This is a genomic window from Pseudoalteromonas sp. S16_S37, assembly GCF_014694405.1.
In the GTDB taxonomy this organism is placed as follows: Bacteria; Pseudomonadota; Gammaproteobacteria; order Enterobacterales; family Alteromonadaceae; genus Pseudoalteromonas.
Genome location: NZ_JAAUWV010000008.1, coordinates 40,831 through 61,602 on the forward strand (window position 1 = coordinate 40,831; position 20,772 = coordinate 61,602).

The 20,772-nt window shown below is 43.7% G+C and carries 5 protein-coding genes; all 5 read right to left on the reverse strand.

The window, feature by feature from the left end:
- Nucleotide 1: 1 nt before the first annotated feature.
- Entirely contained in the window at nt 2-3,484 is a 3,483-nt protein-coding gene (locus HC733_RS05970) for a non-ribosomal peptide synthetase (protein WP_190364140.1), read from the reverse strand.
- A gap of 20 nt (nt 3,485-3,504) precedes the next feature.
- Complete coding sequence (locus tag HC733_RS05975) at nt 3,505-6,360, reverse strand: hypothetical protein (protein WP_190364141.1); 2,856 nt, start codon at nt 6,358-6,360, stop codon at nt 3,505-3,507.
- A complete protein-coding gene (locus tag HC733_RS05980; RefSeq protein ID WP_190364142.1) occupies nt 6,360-16,034 on the reverse strand; it encodes a non-ribosomal peptide synthetase in 9,675 nt (3,224 codons plus the stop codon). Before HC733_RS05980 ends, HC733_RS05975 begins: the two co-directional genes overlap by 1 nt.
- Before the next feature lie 263 nt (nt 16,035-16,297).
- Nucleotides 16,298-18,049 carry a cyclic peptide export ABC transporter gene (locus HC733_RS05985; RefSeq protein WP_190364143.1) on the reverse strand — a complete coding sequence of 584 codons (1,752 nt, stop codon included), beginning with the start codon at nt 18,047-18,049 and terminating at the stop codon, nt 16,298-16,300.
- 14 nt (nt 18,050-18,063) lie between these two features.
- Nucleotides 18,064-20,499 (reverse strand): penicillin acylase family protein, encoded by a 2,436-nt coding sequence (locus HC733_RS05990; protein ID WP_190364144.1) that lies wholly within the window; start codon nt 20,497-20,499, stop codon nt 18,064-18,066.
- Nucleotides 20,500-20,772 lie beyond the last annotated feature (273 nt).

Here is a 20,772-nt window from a genome sequence, read left to right on the forward strand (position 1 = left end):
CTTACCACTCCACCTCTTCTGGTGTTGCTTGATTGGTTACTTCGCTTTGCTTGGCTGCCATTGCTTGTTGTACTTGCAAGAACTCTATGTGCGCAGCCATCTCTGAGACTGTTTGCATGTCGAAAATAAGTTGTAAGGAAAGGCTCAGTCCCAGCTCTTGGTTTACTTGCGTGATCAAACGTGTAGCCGTTAATGAGTGACCGCCAAGGTCAAAGAAATTATCGGTGACCCCTACACGTTCCACTTGTAATAACGTTTGCCATTTTTGACATAGCAAGCGCTCTACATCGTTGCTTGGCGCAACGTATTGTGCGGTTAATAGTTCATTGCCATCTGGGTCTGGTAAGGCCTTACGGTCAACTTTGCCGTTTTCAGTTAACGGCATGCTTGCCAGTACAACGCAGTGACTTGGCACCATATAGCTTGGTAATTCTTGACGGATCTTATTTAGGTAGTCGCTAGCAAGTGCCGCTTTAGCAGAGCTTTGAGCTTCCCCTTCAGCTGGGAACTGTGTTGGCACAACGTAAGCCACCAGCTTGCTGTCAGCATCTTGAGTATTAGCAATCACTAACGCATCTCGCACGCCTTCGATGCTGCGCAGTGCGTGCTCAATTTCACCTAGCTCGATTCTAAAACCGCGCACTTTTACTTGATGATCGGCACGCCCTACAAATACCAATTCACCATCGCCGCGCCAACGCACTAAATCGCCCGTACGGTAGAGCTTTTGCGCACCCAGCTGAGGATGTGTGATAAAGCTCTGTTGAGTTTGCTCATCGCGGTTTAAGTAACCCAAAGTTACCCCATCACCAGCAATGTATAGCTCACCAACACTGTTAATTGGCTGTGCTTGCATATCGGCTGATAGCACGTACAAACGGGTATTACAGATAGGTTTACCTATCGGGATAGCACCGCTACCATCTGGCTGTTCATCGCTTTGTGGCGTAATCGTGTAAGTACTGCAGCCCACAACCGTCTCTGTCGGGCCATACTCATTGGTAAAGGTGGTGTTAGGCAGTAAGTGTGCTCTAAACTGCGCAAGCAGTGATTGAGTCAACTGCTCACCACCGACTACAACGTGATGTTGAGCTGTATTGCTTCCGTCTTTTGGCAGCATCTGTGACAGAGCTTCTAAGTGTGCTGGTGTTATCTTGAACAGCCACGCGCTTTCATCAGCAAACTGTTTGGTTAGACTATCTAATTCCCCTTCTCCTGCAGGGAGAATTCTGACCACTTTACCTACTGTCAACGGCGTTAATAACGTGGTCAATGTTGCATCGAATGCCAAAGGAGAACTCACCACCGACCCAATAAGCGTCTCGTTTAAGTAATGCGTTTGGGCGTGCGTTAAGTAGTTAACAACGCCTTGATGTGGCACCATAACGCCTTTTGGACGACCTGTTGAGCCTGATGTGTACAAGATGTAGGCTAAGCTTTGGGCGCTAGTTTCGACCTCATCCTTAGAGAGGTTTTCATCACTGTACTCGCACATCCACTGCTCATCAGTTGCTGCATTATCTAGGGTAAGCACATCCACACCCGATATTGGGAATGATTCCATAAGCGCTGAATTTAATAACGCAACTTCAATCTCTGCATCAGCTAAGATGGCTTCGATACGCTTGCTTGGGTAGCTAGGCTCTAGTGGTACATAAGCCGCGCCCGCTTTCATAGTCGCCAATACGGCAATCAACAGTTCAGTCGAACGTTCTAAATAGATCCCCACCTTAGAGCCCGGCTCTACGCCAGACTCAATCAGTAGGTTTGCTAAGCGATTAGCTTTACTATTAAGCTGCTGATAAGTGAGACGTTCATTTTTAAATTCAACGGCAATATGCTCAGGGTTAAGTGCTGCTTGTTGTTCAAATAACTGATGAACACACAATGACTTATCGTATTCTACTTCAGTTGTATTCCACTGCTTTTGCATTAACGCGACTTCAGGCTCGCTTAACATAGGTAATACAAATGCCGAAGTATCAGGCTGTGCCAGCATTACCTGCAGTAAGTTACTAAAATGCTCGGCCATGGTTGCAATCGTGTTTTCACGGAACAATGCCGTGCTGTATTCCCAACCTAATGTCAGACCTTGCTCGCTTTCACTGACGTTTAGTAGCAGGTCATATTTTGCAATATCGCCCCCTTGCTCTACATTGCTCAGCGTGATCCCTGGCAGTGATAATTCGTGTTGTTCGTTGTTATGCAGTGCCAATACAATTTGAAATAACGGACTGAAACTTAAACTGCGAGTAGGTACAAGTTTTTCTACGATTTTCTCAAAAGGCACTTGTTGGTGGCTGTAGCTATCTAGCATCATTTGCTTGGTACGCTCTAACAACTCATTAAAGCTAGGCTCATCAGCTAAATTACTACGCAGTACTAATGTATTGATGAAAAAGCCAATCAATGGCGCAATTTCAGCTTGCTCTCGGTTTGCAATTGGGCACCCGATCACAATGTCTCGTTCGTTGCTATAACGTGCTAATAACACACTGAAGATGGCATTTAGGCCCATGTATAATGTGGCCCCTTTGGTTTTACACAATGCGTTTAATTTCTGGGTTGTTTCCGCATCAATGTGTGATTGGTAAGTACGGCCTGTAAAGTTTTGCTTTGCAGGGCGTGGGTAATCCAAAGGTAAACTATGCACCGCTGGCAGGTTAGCTAATTGCTCACTCCAATACGATAACTTCTCTTCCAGCACATCTCCTTTGAGCCAGTTACGCTGCCATTGTGCGTAGTCAACATATTGAATATCGAGTGGCGCAAGGGGATTATCTTGCCCTTGGCTAAATGCGCTGTACAGCTTGCTGAATTCATCAACCAAAATACCCAACGACCAGCCATCTGAGGCAATATGATGCATGGTAACCAGCACTTCATGGCTATCGGCCTGTACTTTCAACACTTGCACTCGCAACATTAAATCACTTTCTAAATCAAACCCTTGCTGCGCTTCACTTTGCGCAATGTCATTGCGTCTGGCGTCAAGTTCTTCACCTTCTAAATGAGATAAGTCGGTGTAGTGAACATTAAACTGATAATCTTGTTTAATTTGCTGATAAGGTTCCCCTTGTTCATCTTCAAGGAACTGTGTACGTAAGCTTTCGTGACGTGACACAATGGTTGCAAACGCTTGCTCTAAAGCAGCAAAGTCTAATGCGCCGGTCAGCTTCAAACGCGCAGGCATATTGTAATGAACACTGCCACCCTCTACTTTGTTTGCAAGCCACAAACGTTGTTGAGTAAAAGACAGCGGTAATTTGCCTTCTCTACTGACTGGTGTGATGGCATCCGCATCTGCACGAGTGGCGTTTTGCTGAGCCTGAATAAATGCGACGATATCCGCCTTTTTCTCACGTAAGTTTGCAATTAGTTCTTCTGATGGGTATTGGTCAAAAGAAACTTCTAGATCATTACCATTAACGCTTAACTCAACTTGTTGCTTTGCACATTCAGCTATGATGTTTACTATTTTCATTTTTTGTTTCCTTGAACCACTTACAGAACTAATTTTTGTTGTTTATTGTTTGTTTCTTCGAACACTGAGAACTCTATGGCACCAGCGGCTGAGTTGATGATGCCGTTCCCTTGTCCTTTACTTTTTGCCCTTACAAAGGCACCGCTGTATTCATTATCTAGATCGAAAATGCCCCAAACTGGCTCATAGATACCAATTTCAGAAGACTGTGAGCTGGCAACCACAGGGCCTGGTTTGCAGAACTGCTGCACCAACCAACCATTGTCATCACGTACTTTGTTAAAACATGCTTGCCATTGCTCATCACTCATGTAACGACCAATAAACACATCTCGGCCTTGCAATGAACGCGCTTTTTTAAGAACAAATTGATCTTTGTTTTCAAGTAGTAAAGTTTCTAGGTCGTGTATTTTGCCTTGCCATGCGACTTGCTTTTGATTGACCTTGATGGTCCATGGAATGTAGCGTTGGATGAATGCAACCGATGCCTCATCAAGCTGTGCATGAAGTTCTGGCTCATGCATCAATGCCAGCATGGTCTTGTTACCTAAAACGGCATGGATTGGGTTATCTGGAAACACGATTTTGCCACCCAAATAACTGGATACCAGGCGCATCATGGTGGTGCGTGGAATTTCCACATCTTCACCTACGGTCAGTAACACCGCATCCATTGTTTTACCGTCAAATAGTACTTGGCCATCATTGCTAAACTGCAGCTGGGCAAAATCACTAAAGAAGTAGATGGTTCCTTGCGAAAACTTAGCAACGCGTTGATATAGTTCACAATAGCTTTGCTTAAAGCTATCGAACTGCGCCATATCCTGCTCACCGCGAGAATAAAGTAAAATATTGCCTTGTGCGTTTGGCTTGGTACGACGAATTGTGCTGCTGATAGCTGCGAAGGTTTTTGCCGTTACATCACGATACGTTAAGTCCCAATTTGCCGTTTTATCACTGAGGGCTAGAGATTTGTCGAACACACAGTTCACCCAGTCATGCTGCCAACCACCTACCGTTGACCCTACGTTGATTTCGAGTAATTTGAATGCCTGCTCAGAGAAAATAATGTCATGACGGATCAGTAGATCGCGCGGGTCAACTTTGGCTCTTTTTAACAAGTCAAAAACAATCGCAGGCTCATCTAAGTAGTTCGCAAATTTGCTACTGTCTTGGGCAAAATACACATCGACCGCACGATACATAAGCTCAACTAATGGCTTGATAAAGTCATTAAATTGCGCCACTTGCTGTCTAGAAATAACAAAGGGCCACGCCGAAATCGTATATTCATAGTGGCGCATAAAATCAGGCACACCATCAATATCCGTGCTTAGTTGATACTGCTGCATTACTTCATCAACGGATAATGCTTCCATCATTTCTCTAAATAGTTTTGAATGATGCTGATTATTTGCCAAAGAAGCGGTGTAATCCTCGTCAGCAGTTTTATTGCTAACAGGCGTTCTATCTTCTAACAACACGATGATTTCAGCGCCACGACCTAAGTTTACAACTCCTTGATCTAGATGCACTGGTACGCCACGAGCAATTGAGCCGTTATAAACCTCACCAAATCCAAATGCGGCAAGCACGGGGATCACAGGTTGAATATGGCAGTGTTCATTGGCACTGTTTATCACGTCTGAAGGGCAAAACTGCTGCACAATCCAACCACCTTGACCGCTGAGTTCGCGAACTAACTCTGCCCACTCACTGTCGCTGGTATATTTACCAATGAAGACATCTTTACCCTGCAATGAGTGAGATTTTTTGATTACAAATTGATCTTGTTGTGCCAGCAGCAATGTACTTAGTTCATGCGATTCGCCTTGCCATAGCACGGTGTCTTGATTAGCCCTAACTGTCCAAGGTACGTGTTGCTCAACCCATGCTACTTGCTGCTCACTGAGCAGCACTTTTGCTTTTGGTTCATGCAGTAAAGCCATCAACGTTTTACTGCCAATCAGGCTATGTACTACACTATCTGGGAAAAGAATATGCTGTGCGATATACGCCATGTCTAACTTGCGATAAAGGCTCGGTGGCATATCTCTATCAAGTAATAAAACCGCATCCATTTCTTGGCCTTGGAAGTACACTCGATTGTTATTCTTAAACTGCAGATCAGCCATGTCAGCGAAGAAAAACACTTGTCCGCCTTGATAATGTTCGCTCGCTTGGTAATGGCTTTGAATATATTGCGCCATCATCTCCATGCCGGCTGGTTGCAACTTGGTCGCACGAAACAGGATGTTGCCGGTTTTACTATCTTTTTTCAGCGCTTTTACCGATTTAGCTAGCGCATCAGTCAGGCCATTGATAACCGGACGATAAGCAATATCTTTATCCACTAAAGGTGCAACACTGCTAATCGCTTTGAGCGTATCAGCATGTAACCAATCCAGCTCCCAACCACCAATGTTGGTGCCCATATTCATTTCCAGCAGCTTTAACTGCTGACTGCTGTAAAGGATGTCATGACGACAAATAATCTCGTCAACATGAATGGTTGATTCATTCAACAAATCGAAAACATCTTTGCTACTGTCGAAGTAGTCACAAAACCCTTCTACATCATTGCCAAAGTAATTTTTCAATACCGTTATTGCGATATACGGCAACTCTTTGACAAACTCTTTGAACTCATCAATACGATGTGACGACAACACGACAGGCCAAGGTTCAACACCATAGTGTGCTTGAAATCCGCCATCATGAGGCTGTGCTTTGATTTGTTTTAAAATCTGACCCGCTGCATCGCGATTGTTTTTCATATAATCATGTAAAGTGGTATTACATGATGATAAAAATGACGTATTTTCAGATGCATAGGTTTCTTGTTTCGTCAGTTCTTGTGAAGTTTGTTTAGGCATTACAAGATCACCTTATTTTTGTTTTTGTTTGATTTAAGTACTGAGTTAGCCAGTTTCACGCTTTCGATATGCGCGGCGATTGCGCGGATTGAGCTGTCATCAAAGAACGCCTTGTACTCAATCTCTACACCAAACTGTTGCTTAACTTTTGCTAGTAATCGGGTTGTAAGTAGCGAATGGCCGCCAATTGAGAAGAAGTCATCAAGCATGCTAATTTGCTCAACGCCCAGTAGCTCTCGCCATATTGCTAGTAATTGTGTTTCGAGTTCATTGGCTGGTGGCTCCAGTTCGCTGGGGCCAGCAATGAGGATTAACTCGCTTAACTTGTTGCTATCTAGCTTGCCATTTTCGGTCATCGGGATCTGCTCAACGATGGCCAAATGTGCAGGCACCATGTAGTCAGGTAAACGCTCAGCAAGCCATGTGCGAATTGTTTGGTTGCTCTGTTCATGGCCTTTTGCTAGCACCACGCAGCCTACAATCATCAGCTCATCAGCGCGCGCCTGTGTTGTAATTGCTACTTGGTGCACGCTTTCGTGGCGTTTGAGTACCGCTTCAATTTCAGCAAGCTCGACCCTAAAGCCGCGGATTTTCACCTGCTTATCCATGCGTCCAAGACAGGTCACATTGCCATCGGCGCGGTAGTAGCCTAGATCCCCTGTAAGATAGATAACATCGCCGGGCTTTGTTGAGCCGGGAGTTTGAATGAATTTCTCTTTGTTTAGTTGTACATCATTGCCATAACCCAGTGATAGATGTTCACTGCGCACACCAATTTGGCCCACTTCGCCAACACCACACGGTGTCATTTGCGAATTAAATAGCACCAATTGCACACCGCCAATACCGCAGCCTACCGGCACAATCTCATCGGTATTGTTGTAATCAAGATGCGTGTCTACGTTGAAGTAGCTCACTGCACGGCTGGTTTCAGTAGAGCCGTATAAGTTCACCACAGACAGATTTGGCGCAAACTCTTTAAACTTGCGTACATGAGCAGTCGTCAACGCCTCACCCACAAAGAAGCCTTTGCGCAGAGATTCTATCGGGCGCTCTACCGAGCCACTTAGCATGTTGCCAAGACTTGGTGTTAAATGAAGCACTGAAATTTGGTTGTCTAACAACCAGTCATTTAAACGAGCAACATCATAGTCTTGCTCTTGTGGGATACATAACGTCGCCCCCATGCACAAAGGTGTAAACATATCGCGCTGCAATGGGTCATGCACAAGCCCAGACATCATACCGAAGCGATCGTCGACATTGAGTGAGAAAGCCTCACGCATCCAGGGCATAAAGATGCTCAATGCACTATGGCGACCAATCACGGCTTTAGGCTGGCCAGAAGTACCGGAAGTAAAACCAATACATGCAGGCGCATCTGCGGCAATCTCAGGACCAACAAACCTTTCTGCAGTTAGATATTGTGTTGCAATATGTTTATCGGCGATAACATCAACCCGAGCACAACCAATTTGCGTAATGTGCGCTTGCACTTTATCGTCAATCGTTTCTTCAGTACTTAGACTGATCAATACCTTAGGTGGTACCGCTTGCATCTGTTGTAAGATGCGTCTTGCTGGCACGGTTTTAGAGAGCATCATAAATGCTGCGCCTGCTTTGAGTACCGCTAAGGTAGCGATGACCAGTGCATCTGAACGCTCGGTCATGATTGCGACCGTGTCACCGCTTCTAACACCCGCTTGTGCCAACTGCTGAGCATAGTAGTTAACGATTGAATTAAGTTCATCGTATCGCCACTGTTTAGTGTTAAAGCGCAAGGCAACATTACTTGGCATTTGCTCAGCAACTTGTTCAAAACACTGATGCACAGGACCTTGCCAAGACAGTGATAAAGATTGTGTTAACTGCGGTACAAAGTCTGTTGTCTGAACTAACTGATATTGTCCACACGCTTTATCGCTATTTTCTGATAATTGCTCTAACAACAGGGTGTATTGAGCTACTAGTCGCTCAATATCAGGCACTGCGAACAACTTGTTGTTGAAGTTACAGTGGATCTCCATGCCCGAATCTGTTGGGACAATATAGAAAGTGATATTGAACTTACTGCCCACATCAGAGCCTTTTTCTAACGATACGCTAAACGCGTCGTTGGCAGACTCCACCTCTGGTAGACTCAACATGTTGAGGAAGATTTGGAACAATGGCGTAGTATCGTTTGTACGCTTTGCCTCACTCAGCGTTAGAATATGCTCAAATGGCAAATCTTGATTTGATAAAACTGCTGCTACATTTTTCACTTCACGGCTAAGCATATGCGAAAATGGCTGAGCTAAATCTAATTGTGTACGAATAGGTAAATTATTAAGGAAAGCACCTAAAATGTTTTCAGTGCCGGCAATATTGCGCCCAGTTACTGGGATGCCAATATTAAAGTCTTGCTCGCCACTTACGCGACCAATTAACAATGCAAGTGCAGCATGCATGACATTAAACAAGCTGCCTTGATGACGCGCGGCGAGTTTGTTCAGTGATGCCGTCAGGGTATTGTTAATTTTTGCTCTAACAACATTCTTGCCTTGCGCTTTTGCACTCGCCACTTTGTGTTGATATGGCAGGGTAATTTGCTCGTTACAGCCTTGTAAATACTGCTTCCAAAATGCCGCTTGGCTGTGTGCTTGCTCGCTTTGTAAAAATGCTTGTTGCCACAGAGCAAAATCTTGGTAGTTAAATTTCAATACTGGTAGATGAGGCTGTTTTTGTGCAGAAAATGCATCGTAAGCAGCAAGTAACTCATTGACAAATAGAGTGATTGACCAACCATCTGAGATAATATGATGGAAGTTAATGTGTAACTGGTAATCTGCTTGTGTTAGCTGAATTAAGGTAGCTCTTAACAATGAAGGCGCTGCCAAATTAAATGGCTGAACATCATTTTCATAAGCCAGTAAGCGCGCCTTAGCCGCTTTGTCTGCCTGTGGCATGTCACTTAAATCTGCAAAACTTAATACTGTCGCAACCTGTTCACTAACCATTTGATAAGGCTGACCATCTTGCATATCAACAAACGTACGCAGGCTGTCATGACGCGCAACCATATAGTCCATCGCTTGCTGTAATATCTGCATATCAACATGCCCTTGCATTTTTATAACGATTGGCATGTTGTGCTCACAGGTTTTACCTTTGAGTTGCTCAACCAACCAAATGCGTGATTGCGTGTATGACAATGGCACTTGAGTAGGTGCAACATAATGCTGCATTGCTTGAATATTCGCAGCGTTCACCTGCTGATGCGCTTCATCTACTCGAGCTGCCAGCGCCTTAATTGTCGGACATTCGAAGATGTCTCTGATACGCAGTGCGATGCCAAACTGTTCGTTGCACAGGTGGATCATTCTAGATGACTGTAAAGAACTTCCTCCCACTTCAAAGAAATTGGCTTCCACACTGAGTGCATTTTCATCAAGAGAAAGTAACTGTGCCCAACAACTCACAAGCTGGTGTTCTGTTTTGGTGCTCGGAGCAACATAGTCCCCTTGTTGTACACAAAGATCCGGTGTAGGTAACGCTTTGCGATCAACCTTACCGTTGCCAGTCAATGGTAACGACGCTAAAACCATCACCACCGTCGGTACCATGTACTCTGGTAACTGTTGTGCTAACTGCTGCTTAATGGCACCGACATAAGCTTTTTTGTCTGTTTGACTGTGCGTATCGCCGTGAGATGCAGTAACGTAAGCAACCAGTTGCTTTTCGCCACCAGCTAGTTGGTGATCGATAACAATTGCTTCATTAACCGACGCTAAAGATGCAAGCGCATACTCAATTTCACCAAGCTCAATTCTAAAACCTCGAATTTTAACCTGATGGTCAATACGCCCCATGTACTCAAGCGAACCATCAGACAACCAACGAGCTAAGTCGCCACTGCGATATAATCTTTCACTATGCTTGCCATCAAAATGGGGATTATCAATAAAACGAGCTTGAGTGAGCTCAGGTAGATTCAAATATCCCCTTGCGACACCCGCGCCGCCCACATACATTTCACCAATGACACCAACAGGCACCAAGTTTTGATGCGCATCCATCAGCTGTACACTCAAATCACTGAGCGTTCGACCAATAACACTTGCTTCTTTACGATTGAGAATATCGCTCTGTAGTACACGCTGATAAGTAACATGCACGGTGGTCTCTGTGATGCCATACATATTGATTAACTGCGGTGTCGCGTCGCCATAGAGCGCAACCCATGAAGAAAGCGCAGCAAAATTCAACGCTTCACCACCAAACACCACATAACGCAGTGACGTTGACCTTGCTATGGATTGAGCATCTTTATCAGTACAGGCTATGTTAGAAAGCTGAGCGAAAGCGCTTGGTGTTTGGCTCAAAATTGTGACTTTGTGCTCTTGAATTAACTGGAAAAACTCCGCTGAAGAGCGAGTAACCTCTTGGGGCACAATAACCAGCTTAGCGCCGTAAAATAATGCCCCCCATATTTCCCAGACTGAAAAATCAAAAGCAAAAGAGTGGAATAAAGTCCAAACATCGCTTTGTTTAAACTCAAAATGTTGTTCACTGGCACTGAATAGCCTAGGTACGTTTTGATGTTCAATAAGTACCCCTTTAGGCTGACCTGTAGAGCCAGAGGTATATATGACATACGCTAAGTGATTAGGCCCTAAGCCAAGCTCCGATGCGGCAATGTTATCGTTAGGTTGTAATGCAACTTGTTGACGCAATGACGCATCATCTAAACACACCGTAACATCATCCGCTAACTGCAATTGCTGCGCTAAGTGTGATTGCGTTATCACCGTCGATAACTGAGCATCGCTTTGAATATAGTTGATTCGTGAAGACGGTGATGCTGGGTCTAACGGCACATAAGCGCCCCCAGCCTTTAATACCGCCAGAATCGCCACAATCATATCCAATGAACGGGTTAGGCAAATACCGACTCTCATATCAGGTTGCACCTGACGTTGCTCAATCAGGTAGTGAGCCAATTGATTAGCCTGCTCATTTAAAGTGGTGTAGCTCATGCTTTGTTGTTCATAAACAACCGCTATGGCTTGTGGAAAAGCACGCACTTGTGCTTCAAATACCTCGTGAATACATGCTGTGCTGTCTTGCAACTGCACCGGGTTCCAATTTACTAATTGTTGCTGTTGCTCATTTTCATTTAATAATGGTGCTTTAAACACACTTTGCGTTGGTGTACGTACCAAAGCGTCAGCCAAGTGTGCAAAATGACGAGCCATGCGTTCAATCGTGTCGGCATTAAATAGATCTGAGTTGTATTCCCAACCAAGCTGCACACCATCTTGTTGCTCTTTTACGCTCAGTGTTAGGTCATACTTGGCTATCAAGGTGCGCATTTGGGCTTGCGCTAACGTGACATTAGGTAACTCAAACGCAATATTTTGCTCATCCGTTTGTACCATCATCACCTGAAACAGCGGGCTGTGACTTAGGTTGCGCGACGGCTGCAAACGCTCAACCACTTGCTCAAATGATACTTTTTGATTTGCGTATGCTTCTAACAACACCTCTTTGCTTTGCGCCATTAGTTCTAAAAAGCTCGGCTCGTTAGACAAGTCACTGCGCAGTACCAAGCTATTGACGAACATCCCCATCAAATCTGCTATTTCAGCTTGTTCACGGTTGGCTACAGGCGTGCCAATGGCAATATCCTGTTCATTACTGTATCTGGCAATAAGCGCTGCAAAAATTGCATGCAAGCCCATAAATAATGACGCACTTTTGCTACGGCATAGTTCGCGTAAAGCGGTCGCAGTCTCGGAACTAATGGTGCTGAAATGCGTAATCCCATTGAAACTTTGTCGTGCCGGACGTGGGTTATCTAACGGAATACTGTGAACTTGAGGTAAACCTGCGAGCTGTTTCGTCCAGTAATCAAGCTGAGTGTGTGCCGTCGCGTCACTCAGTTGTGCTTGTTGCCAACACGCATAATCGCTATACGTTGTGCTCAGAACGCTAAGAGGGCTCGCTTTACCTTGTGACAAGGCGGTGTAAAGCGTATTAAACTCTTGAATGAACAACTTAATAGACCAACCATCAAAAGCAATATGATGAATGTTGAACAACAAAATACCGTTGTTCTGTTGTGCTTCATCACCCAAATGCAGTTGCTTTACTCGGATCATTAAATCTGATGCCAAATCAAATGGGCGTAGCGCAAACTCAGTACATAGACGTTCCACTAAGGCATGTTGCGCACTGCAATCTTCATTGCTCAAATCTACGTACTCAATACAAAAATTATCGGCTGAGCGTAAGTGCGGTACAGCTGCGCCACAGTGATCTTGATAAATGGTACGTAAAGGTTGATGGCGAGCAATGATCTGCATAACTGCTTGCGTTGCAATTTCGCGGTTAAAGTGACCGTGAATTGTCATCGCTTGTGGCATGTTGTACTGCACACTATTGCCCTGCGCTCGGTCAATCAGCCACATACTTTGTTGTGCGCTGGACATCACGAGGGTGTCTTCACTGCAGCCACTGATTTGTGTGTAGGTTGAATTATCTTTGCTTTTTTGTGCATCGATTAGAGCTGCTAATGCACGTAAATCTCGCGCAGCAAATACTTGATCAAACTCTAATTGGCATGACAAGGTATTACGGATATGTGCAACGAGTTGCATGACTAACAAAGAATGCCCACCGAGTGCAAAGAAGTTAGCATTCGCGCTAATTGCTTGTTCCTCAACGTCCAGCAACTTAGCCCATAGTGCACACAACACTTTTTCGGTATTGCTGCTTGGCGCGACATATTGATTTTGCAGTGATGCAACATCTGGGGCTGGCAGCGCTTTTTTATCAATTTTACCGTTTGGTGTGAGTGGCCATGCCTCTATCATGGTAAATACACTGGGAATCATGTAATGCGGCAGTTTTAATGCCAGTGCCTGTCTTAACTCATCTGTTGCATTACGTTCACTGCGGCTCTCATGGCACTGCACGTAAGCAATTAACTTATGATCGCCTTGTGAGTCTGCACGTGCGACCACCAAGCAACTATTGACCATTGGCAACTGGCTGAGGTGATGCTCTATCTCACCCAATTCAATGCGAAAGCCTCTAATTTTAACTTGGTCGCCTATACGACCTTTATAGGCAATTGACCCATCGGTTTGAAAGCAAACTAGGTCACCCGTTTTGTACAACTTGCTTGCTGTATCCGTCGAAAAAGGATTGGCTACAAACACACTGTCTGTTAAATCCTGGCGGTTGATATAACCTAATGATTGACGCTCACCCGCTAAATAAAGCTCACCGGTCACGCCAATGGGTGTTTGCTGCCCGTGTTCATTTAAAATATAGGCTTGACCGTTGGCAATTGGTTTACCAATCAAGACATCGCCAACAATGGGCTCGCTGATAGAATGTGCAGTAGCGTAAACAGTGTCTTCTGTTGGCCCATATAAATTAACCACTCGCTGCGCATTGCTGTGTGCAAGCAGCTCATTCGCCAAGGCTTTAGGTAATGGTTCACCTGCACTGTTTATCGTCAACACAGAACTTGGGATTGCAGATTCGTTAAGCACTGCCTTAATGCCCGATGGCACGCTATTGATAAGCGTTATGCCAGCATCTTGGTAGCCTAACTCTGTCAGAGATAAGATATTTTCAACAATGACGCAACAACCACCACAACTTAACGGCGCAAATAACTCAAATACCGATAAGTCAAAGTTCAATGATGTAGACGCTAATACCTTATTGAGTTCAGCTTCACTAAAGTAGACCTGTGCCCACTTAACAAAGGCAACGACATTGCGATGCGCGATCTGAACGCCTTTAGGTTTTCCTGTAGAGCCTGATGTATATAAGACATACGCAAGTTGATCGGCACTCAATGCATGTTGGCCAGATAAATTTGCTGTATCATATTGATGTAATTGCTCTTTTAGATGTGGGTCGTCTAAAGCAACAATCTGGATTTGCTCAGCAAAAGTGATCTGTTGCGCAACGCCTTGTTGGCTGATCACAAACCTCATTGCCGCATCATCCGCAATGTAGGCTAAACGTTCGGCCGGATAACTTGGGTCTAACGCAACATATGCACCACCAGCTTTAAGTATGCCAAGCACAGCAACGGCCATATCAACACCCCGCTCAATGCATACCCCAACTAGCTCTGCTTTTTGCAAACCTTGATTGACTAGGTATTGGGCTAATTGATTCGCTCTCTCGTTCAGTTGCTGGTAACTCAACTGCTGCTGATTATGGATCAGTGCAACCTGCTGTGGGGTGCGAGCAACTTGTTGCTCAAATAACTCGTGCACCAACAGAGTTCTTTCAAAATCCAGTGATTCTGGTTGGAATTGCTGATTTAAAAGCGCCTTTTCGCTATATGGAATAAGGTCTAAATCATCTATCGTGATATCGCCGCCATCTTCCTTGCTTAACTGCGCCAATAAAAACTCAAATCGCTCACCTAATAACTGTATTTCTGGTTTAGAGAAATAGCCTAAGTGATGGTCAAGTTGCAGCTCTAAATCCTCACCATCCCCATCCCAAATAGTGACGGTCAGTGGCACGGCGTCATGATGATGGTGATGGTAAATCACCTCTGCAGGCACACCATCAAAAGCAAGATCGCTATAATCTAGCTTTAGGTAGTTGAAGCTGATATCAAACAACGCATCTTGCATGCCACTTTTGTTTAGGGCTTGCATCATGTGGCCGATTGGAAATCTTTGGTGACGAAAACTGGCCTTTTGTAATTTTGCTATCTGCTGAGCCAAGGTCGAAAATGGCTGCGTTTTATCAACTTGTATAACAACTAGAGGACTGACACTGGTAAACACTGCAACCATGTCTTTTTCGGTGCTATTTCTGCGGTTGTGGGCAGGGATCCCGAAGCTAATTGCATCTTGATTGTATGCTAATGAGAAGTAACAGCTCAGCATGCCAATAAATAACTGTGGAACACCCACGCCCATCTTGCTAGCAGCAGCATTGAAGCGCTCAAAATCCGCACGTGAAAGTGGAATTCGGTGACGGGCACTAGGGATAATATCTTGCTCTGTAAAGCTACTCGCATAATTCTGATTTAGTAACTTTTCAGGCATGTTTTGGCAGTGTGATTGCCAAAACGCTTTATCATTTTGATATCGTTTAGATGAGAGGTAGCTCAAGTCTTTTTCACACGTACTCTGCCAAAGACCATGATCATTTTGTGATAAGTCCGCTGCATCGTTGTAGTAATCAGCCAGTTGATGAGCCCAATTAGCAAACCCCCAACCATCCATCGCTAAATGATGACTTAAACCAACATACCAATATTGAAAGTCAGCTAACTTCAGTACAAAGCCGAAACACATTTGTGCATCTTTAAAGTTAATTGGCTTTTGAAATAGTTCATCAAGCCACTCAATAGCTGCTTGCTCAGGCTGAAGCTCAAGACTAAAGTCATGCAGTGGTAAATCTGATGAGCGAGTGTTGCTGATGTACTGCTTTACGTCATCATGCTCGGCAACAATTCGAATGCCAAATGCATCATGATTAATCACCAAAGCTTGGTGCGCTAATCGAATTTTATCCAGATCTATGGCACCACATCGAATATAGCCACCGATGTTATACAACGGACTGCTACTATTGTGCAGTTGGTCAAAGTAAATGTCTTGTTGTGTCAGAGATAATGGAAATCTCACCTGTGATTCACTCATCTTTTCAATATCCTTCAAGTAGATATTTCACTTTCAGCTACCGAGAGTTGCCTACGAAACTGAAAATTTTCCTATCAAGCACCCACAACTCGGCCTATCTTCTGATTTTCAGAAAATATGCTCCCTCTTCTAGGGAAATTAAGTTATGAGGAACGACGCTTTATTAAGGCTTCTCTTGGTAGTTTTTTTACTATGTTGTTATTCACTACCAAGAGAAGTATTTGCCGACTTAGTAACGCCGATAGTCGACTCGGTGTGGCGCGTTAAGTCTGCGCGGCCACCTTTTTAGTACTGACAATGTTTCTTGTTTTAGTACGCTCATCGATGATCTCTCGCTCGGTTATGCAATCGACTAACGAACCACTTTCCATCACAAGAATTTTGTCAGCGACATCGAAGTAGCGATCATCGTGGCTAATCGCTACCACAGCCTTACCTTTGGCTTTTAGCTGAGGCAAAATGTGGTAATAGAAGAACTCTTTGAAAATGGGGTCCTGATCCGCAGCCCACTCGTCAAATAGGTAGAACTCCTTATCTTCCAGAAAAGCCACCAATAGCGCCAAGCGTCGCTTTTGGCCATCAGAGAGGGAGATAGTCGAAAACTCACCATTTTTGATTGTCACTTTGTCATCAAGGCCCAACTCTTTGAGATATAAGTCAATCTCGTCCTGTTGAATTTTTAACGCCTCTTCCGAGTCACCATTTTCAGTCAGTAGACGATTAAATAAGTAGTAGTTAGAATAGATTGACGAAATACTTTGCCTAACGCTTTTAATACTATGTGAATCAACCACTGTGTTACCAAAGCTGATCGTGCCACTACTTGGCTGATGGTGAAGTGTAAGCAGCTTACTTAACGTTGACTTACCTGAACCATTACCACCTACGATAAAAGTGATTTGTCCCTTTTCAATGGTGAAATCAATCGGCCCAATTTTGAAACCTTCTAAGCCATCACGCTCAGGATATTGATAACCAACCTGCGAAAAACGGATTTCCTGCCAATCCTCAAGGGGGAAAACATCGTGATTTATGTTCTCTGGTGGAATTTCCTGGAAAATTTTGTTCACCTTATTCAATGACACACGCGATACAATGATCTGTGGAATCGAATTGATCACGATTGATACAGGGCCTGTGATGTAAAGTAGCGCCATCACAACACCTACCAACTCATCCGAACTCATTGCCTCATAGTTGATAAAGATGAAAGTCACTATGCCGATAACAAAGAAACTGATCATGTCACCATAGTTAGCTGCAGCACGCGTAATGGTGTTACCCGTTTTTTCTGCATCACGAACATCATGCTCATTCTTTGTAAGTACTTCATCAAGGTAGATGCGGCTTTTTACATCGTTAAGCTTTAGTTCTTTGTTGCCATAAATAAGGCCATTAATAGCCTCTAACAGGTCATCTACTTTCTTTCGAGAATGAGATAGGTAAACGTTACTTAACAAAATAGGTAATTGATAAGTAATAACACCAAAAGTAATCGCCCCAATAACAAACCAGAAGACATTGATATTCAGATAAATTAAGAATCCTAGTAGGCCAATAATTGTTACACTGTTAATGAGTACATCAGGTAGCATACGCGCACCAGATACAATGCGACCTACATCAGTCGTAATGGTTGCAAGTAGTTTAGCTGAACCCATTTTTTCAAGTACATCCGTTGAGGCAGCCATAATACGCTTGTAAAAGCCGATCCTCATTTCTGTACTCAAATCGATAGACACACGCGTTAAGATAACTTGCGACAATGTTCGCGTCACAAGAATAAAGACACACACAATCAAAAACAGTGTGGCGACTTTATAATCACTAACATCATAGGAAAATACGGTTCTAATGGTCGACTCGTACTCTACGACAGATGCAGGATCTTCACTGATAGCACTCAATACAATGGGTATTAAAAGTGCGTAACAGATACCAGAGAGCGCCCCCAATAGTATTGAGAAAAAAACCTTATTAGGCGCTTGTCTACTAAAAGCATCAAAAAGCTTCATATTCTGTTCCCTATCTACTGCTTAGTGTTTGTTGTATTTGCATTCTTAAGCACAAGCTGTGTGCCTTTAGCTACGTTCGGTAGTTCAAGGAATTGCAACCCATTAAACGGCTCAATCATGTCGTCATAGTATTCACTAAACACATTCTCTGATTGGCCTGTCGAGTTCATGTAAAAGTGTGTTTGCACGTTGTCACCCAGCGCAATAACTTGGCGATGTGCCGCACCGAAATACTGTTCGAAGCCTTCAGACTCTACGAAGTTTGCAGTACCTACATTAATAGTGTTTGGTCCACCGCTGCTGGCAATACGACGCTCAAACAGGTCTTTAAGCATGTTCACTTCACTAAATGGTGTGTGTTTATAAACCGTGGTGTGTATTTCACCCCATTGCCAGTCTTCCATGTCGGAACCTGCTAGCTTAGTCAGTTGCGAAATCGCCATGTTCAGTGCTTTTTGGATAGCCACATCGCAATTTTCCAACCCTTCAGTCGTCACATCATCACACCAATTTGCATCACTTTTTGTCAGTGCCTGCGCAATCTGGTCATATGTTACGTTCATATAAGAGCTGCTCATTAAACCGCTGTTCTTTGCACGTCCATATGGTGCTTTAAACTCGTCTGAATACAGTACAATTCGTAAAAAGCGGCTCCAACTGTAAAAAATCGCAGCAGCTTGACTATCCGCAGACATATCGCCATTCCAGCTTGCTAAATACTGCTGTGCTTGCTTTTGTTCTTCTGTTTGCATAGGCGTATTCACCAGAAGATCAATCAACGCATGCGCGCCATAGCTAACGGTATCTCCTTGCATCTCTTTCATGTACTCAACGGTCAGCTTTTCACCAGAGCGAATTTTTTGTTCAAGCAATTGCGCTATACGATCAGCACGTGCTGAAGGAGCCCAATCATAAGAAATATGATACGGATACTGATCTCCCATCATGTTGTTATTCGCTGACACGATGTAGCCCTGTTTAGGGTTATAAATGCGAGGCATTTGCTCAAATGGAATATAGCCATTCCAATTATCACCATTTAACTGGCCGATAAGAGGGATATCGCCATTTCCTTTCTTGCGCACAGGGATACGGCCAGCACCTTGGTAACCGATATTGCCTTGGCGATCGCTGTACAAGAAATTCAAGGTTGGAGAAACGTGGTAAGCTAACGCTCCTTTAAATGATTCCCAGTTTTGGGCATAGTTAAGTCTGAAGAAAGATTCGTAAGTAGTGCCACCGGTATCTAACGCAGGCCAGCGCAAAGAAATTGGTTGATCAGACAGACCAAACGCATCACTCACAATTGGGCCTCTGATTGTTTTTCTAACCTCAATTTCAACAGGCTTTGTATCTTCTCGTAAAATAGTAGGGAAATCAGGGCGTACAGTTATATATTGCTTTTCAACCTCAAAAGGCACCCACTCACCATCATTTAAGTACAAGTTGGCATTGGCACTATTTACCTGCTCAAAATACAGATCCTGTACGTCAGCCATCATATTGGTGCCGCCCCACGCTATATTCTGATTGCGGCCAAATATAATTACGGGTAGGCCTACCAAGGTCATTCCTTTCGCATTAATTTTGTCGCCAACCAGACTCGCTACATACCAATTTGAAGGGATCTGTAAGCCGACATGAGGGTCTCCTGCCAATAGACTGCTGTTGTTTTCGGCTAAATCACCAGATACTACCCATGCATTACTGCCGACATAATCACCACCAATTTTAAAGCGCTGTTCGATGTCTTCTTGCACTTCAAGCATTGCCGTCAAGGCATTAGAAACACTTTCATCAACATGGCTGATCTGTGTATCTTCAATACCTTCAAATAATTCAACACGTTGTGCTTGGGTTAAATAAGGGATCGACAAAAACCGAGCAATTTCAGTCCACATACTGTTTGATAGACTCAACGCAAATACTTTACTCCACGCAAGCGAGTCAATTTCAGTCCAGGGTTCAGGTTTAATATCAAAAAACAAAAACTCTATTGGTAGCGAGTCATTGCTACTAATACGAGTATTAATACCTTTTGTATAAGCGCTGAGCGAACTTTTAGCTTCATCCGATAACACATGCCATTCAGTTTTAGCTATGTCTTGGAAGTTAAGCGTGCGCATTCTTGCATCAAGGGCTAACGCAGACTCACCTAGAATTTCACTTAAACGTCCTTGAGCAATACGGCGTTGTAACTCAAGTTGCCATAGTCGATCTTGTGCATGTGCCAAGCCGATACCAAAAAAAGCATCTTCATCGCTAGTAGCTTCTACATAAGCTACGCCATTTTTATCTCTGGTCAGACTGATATCATTTTTTGTCTCACTTACTTGAATAACGCCACTGGTTTGCGGCAATCCAAAGTCCATAGAGACATATACATAGCCTAGAATAGCTACGAGAGGCAGTATGACTAATAGGAAAAACCTTAAGAATATTGAACGCATTCTTGATACTCACTCCATTATTATTTCTTATTTTCGGCTTTTTAATACCGGCTATATTAATCCGTCACTTTTTTGGCTTTGCTATACAAGGTAGAACAATGAATTATTTATTTTCACCATCCATAATTTTATAAATTATCAACTTCGCAAAACTAAAACCTATACATATCAAAAATACTTAAATGTTAATTTTTGATATGTAAGCAATCAAAATATCCGAACAATTTCATTTCTTAAAAATCTTTGCTTCGGAAATTCCTTTTTTGATTAGTT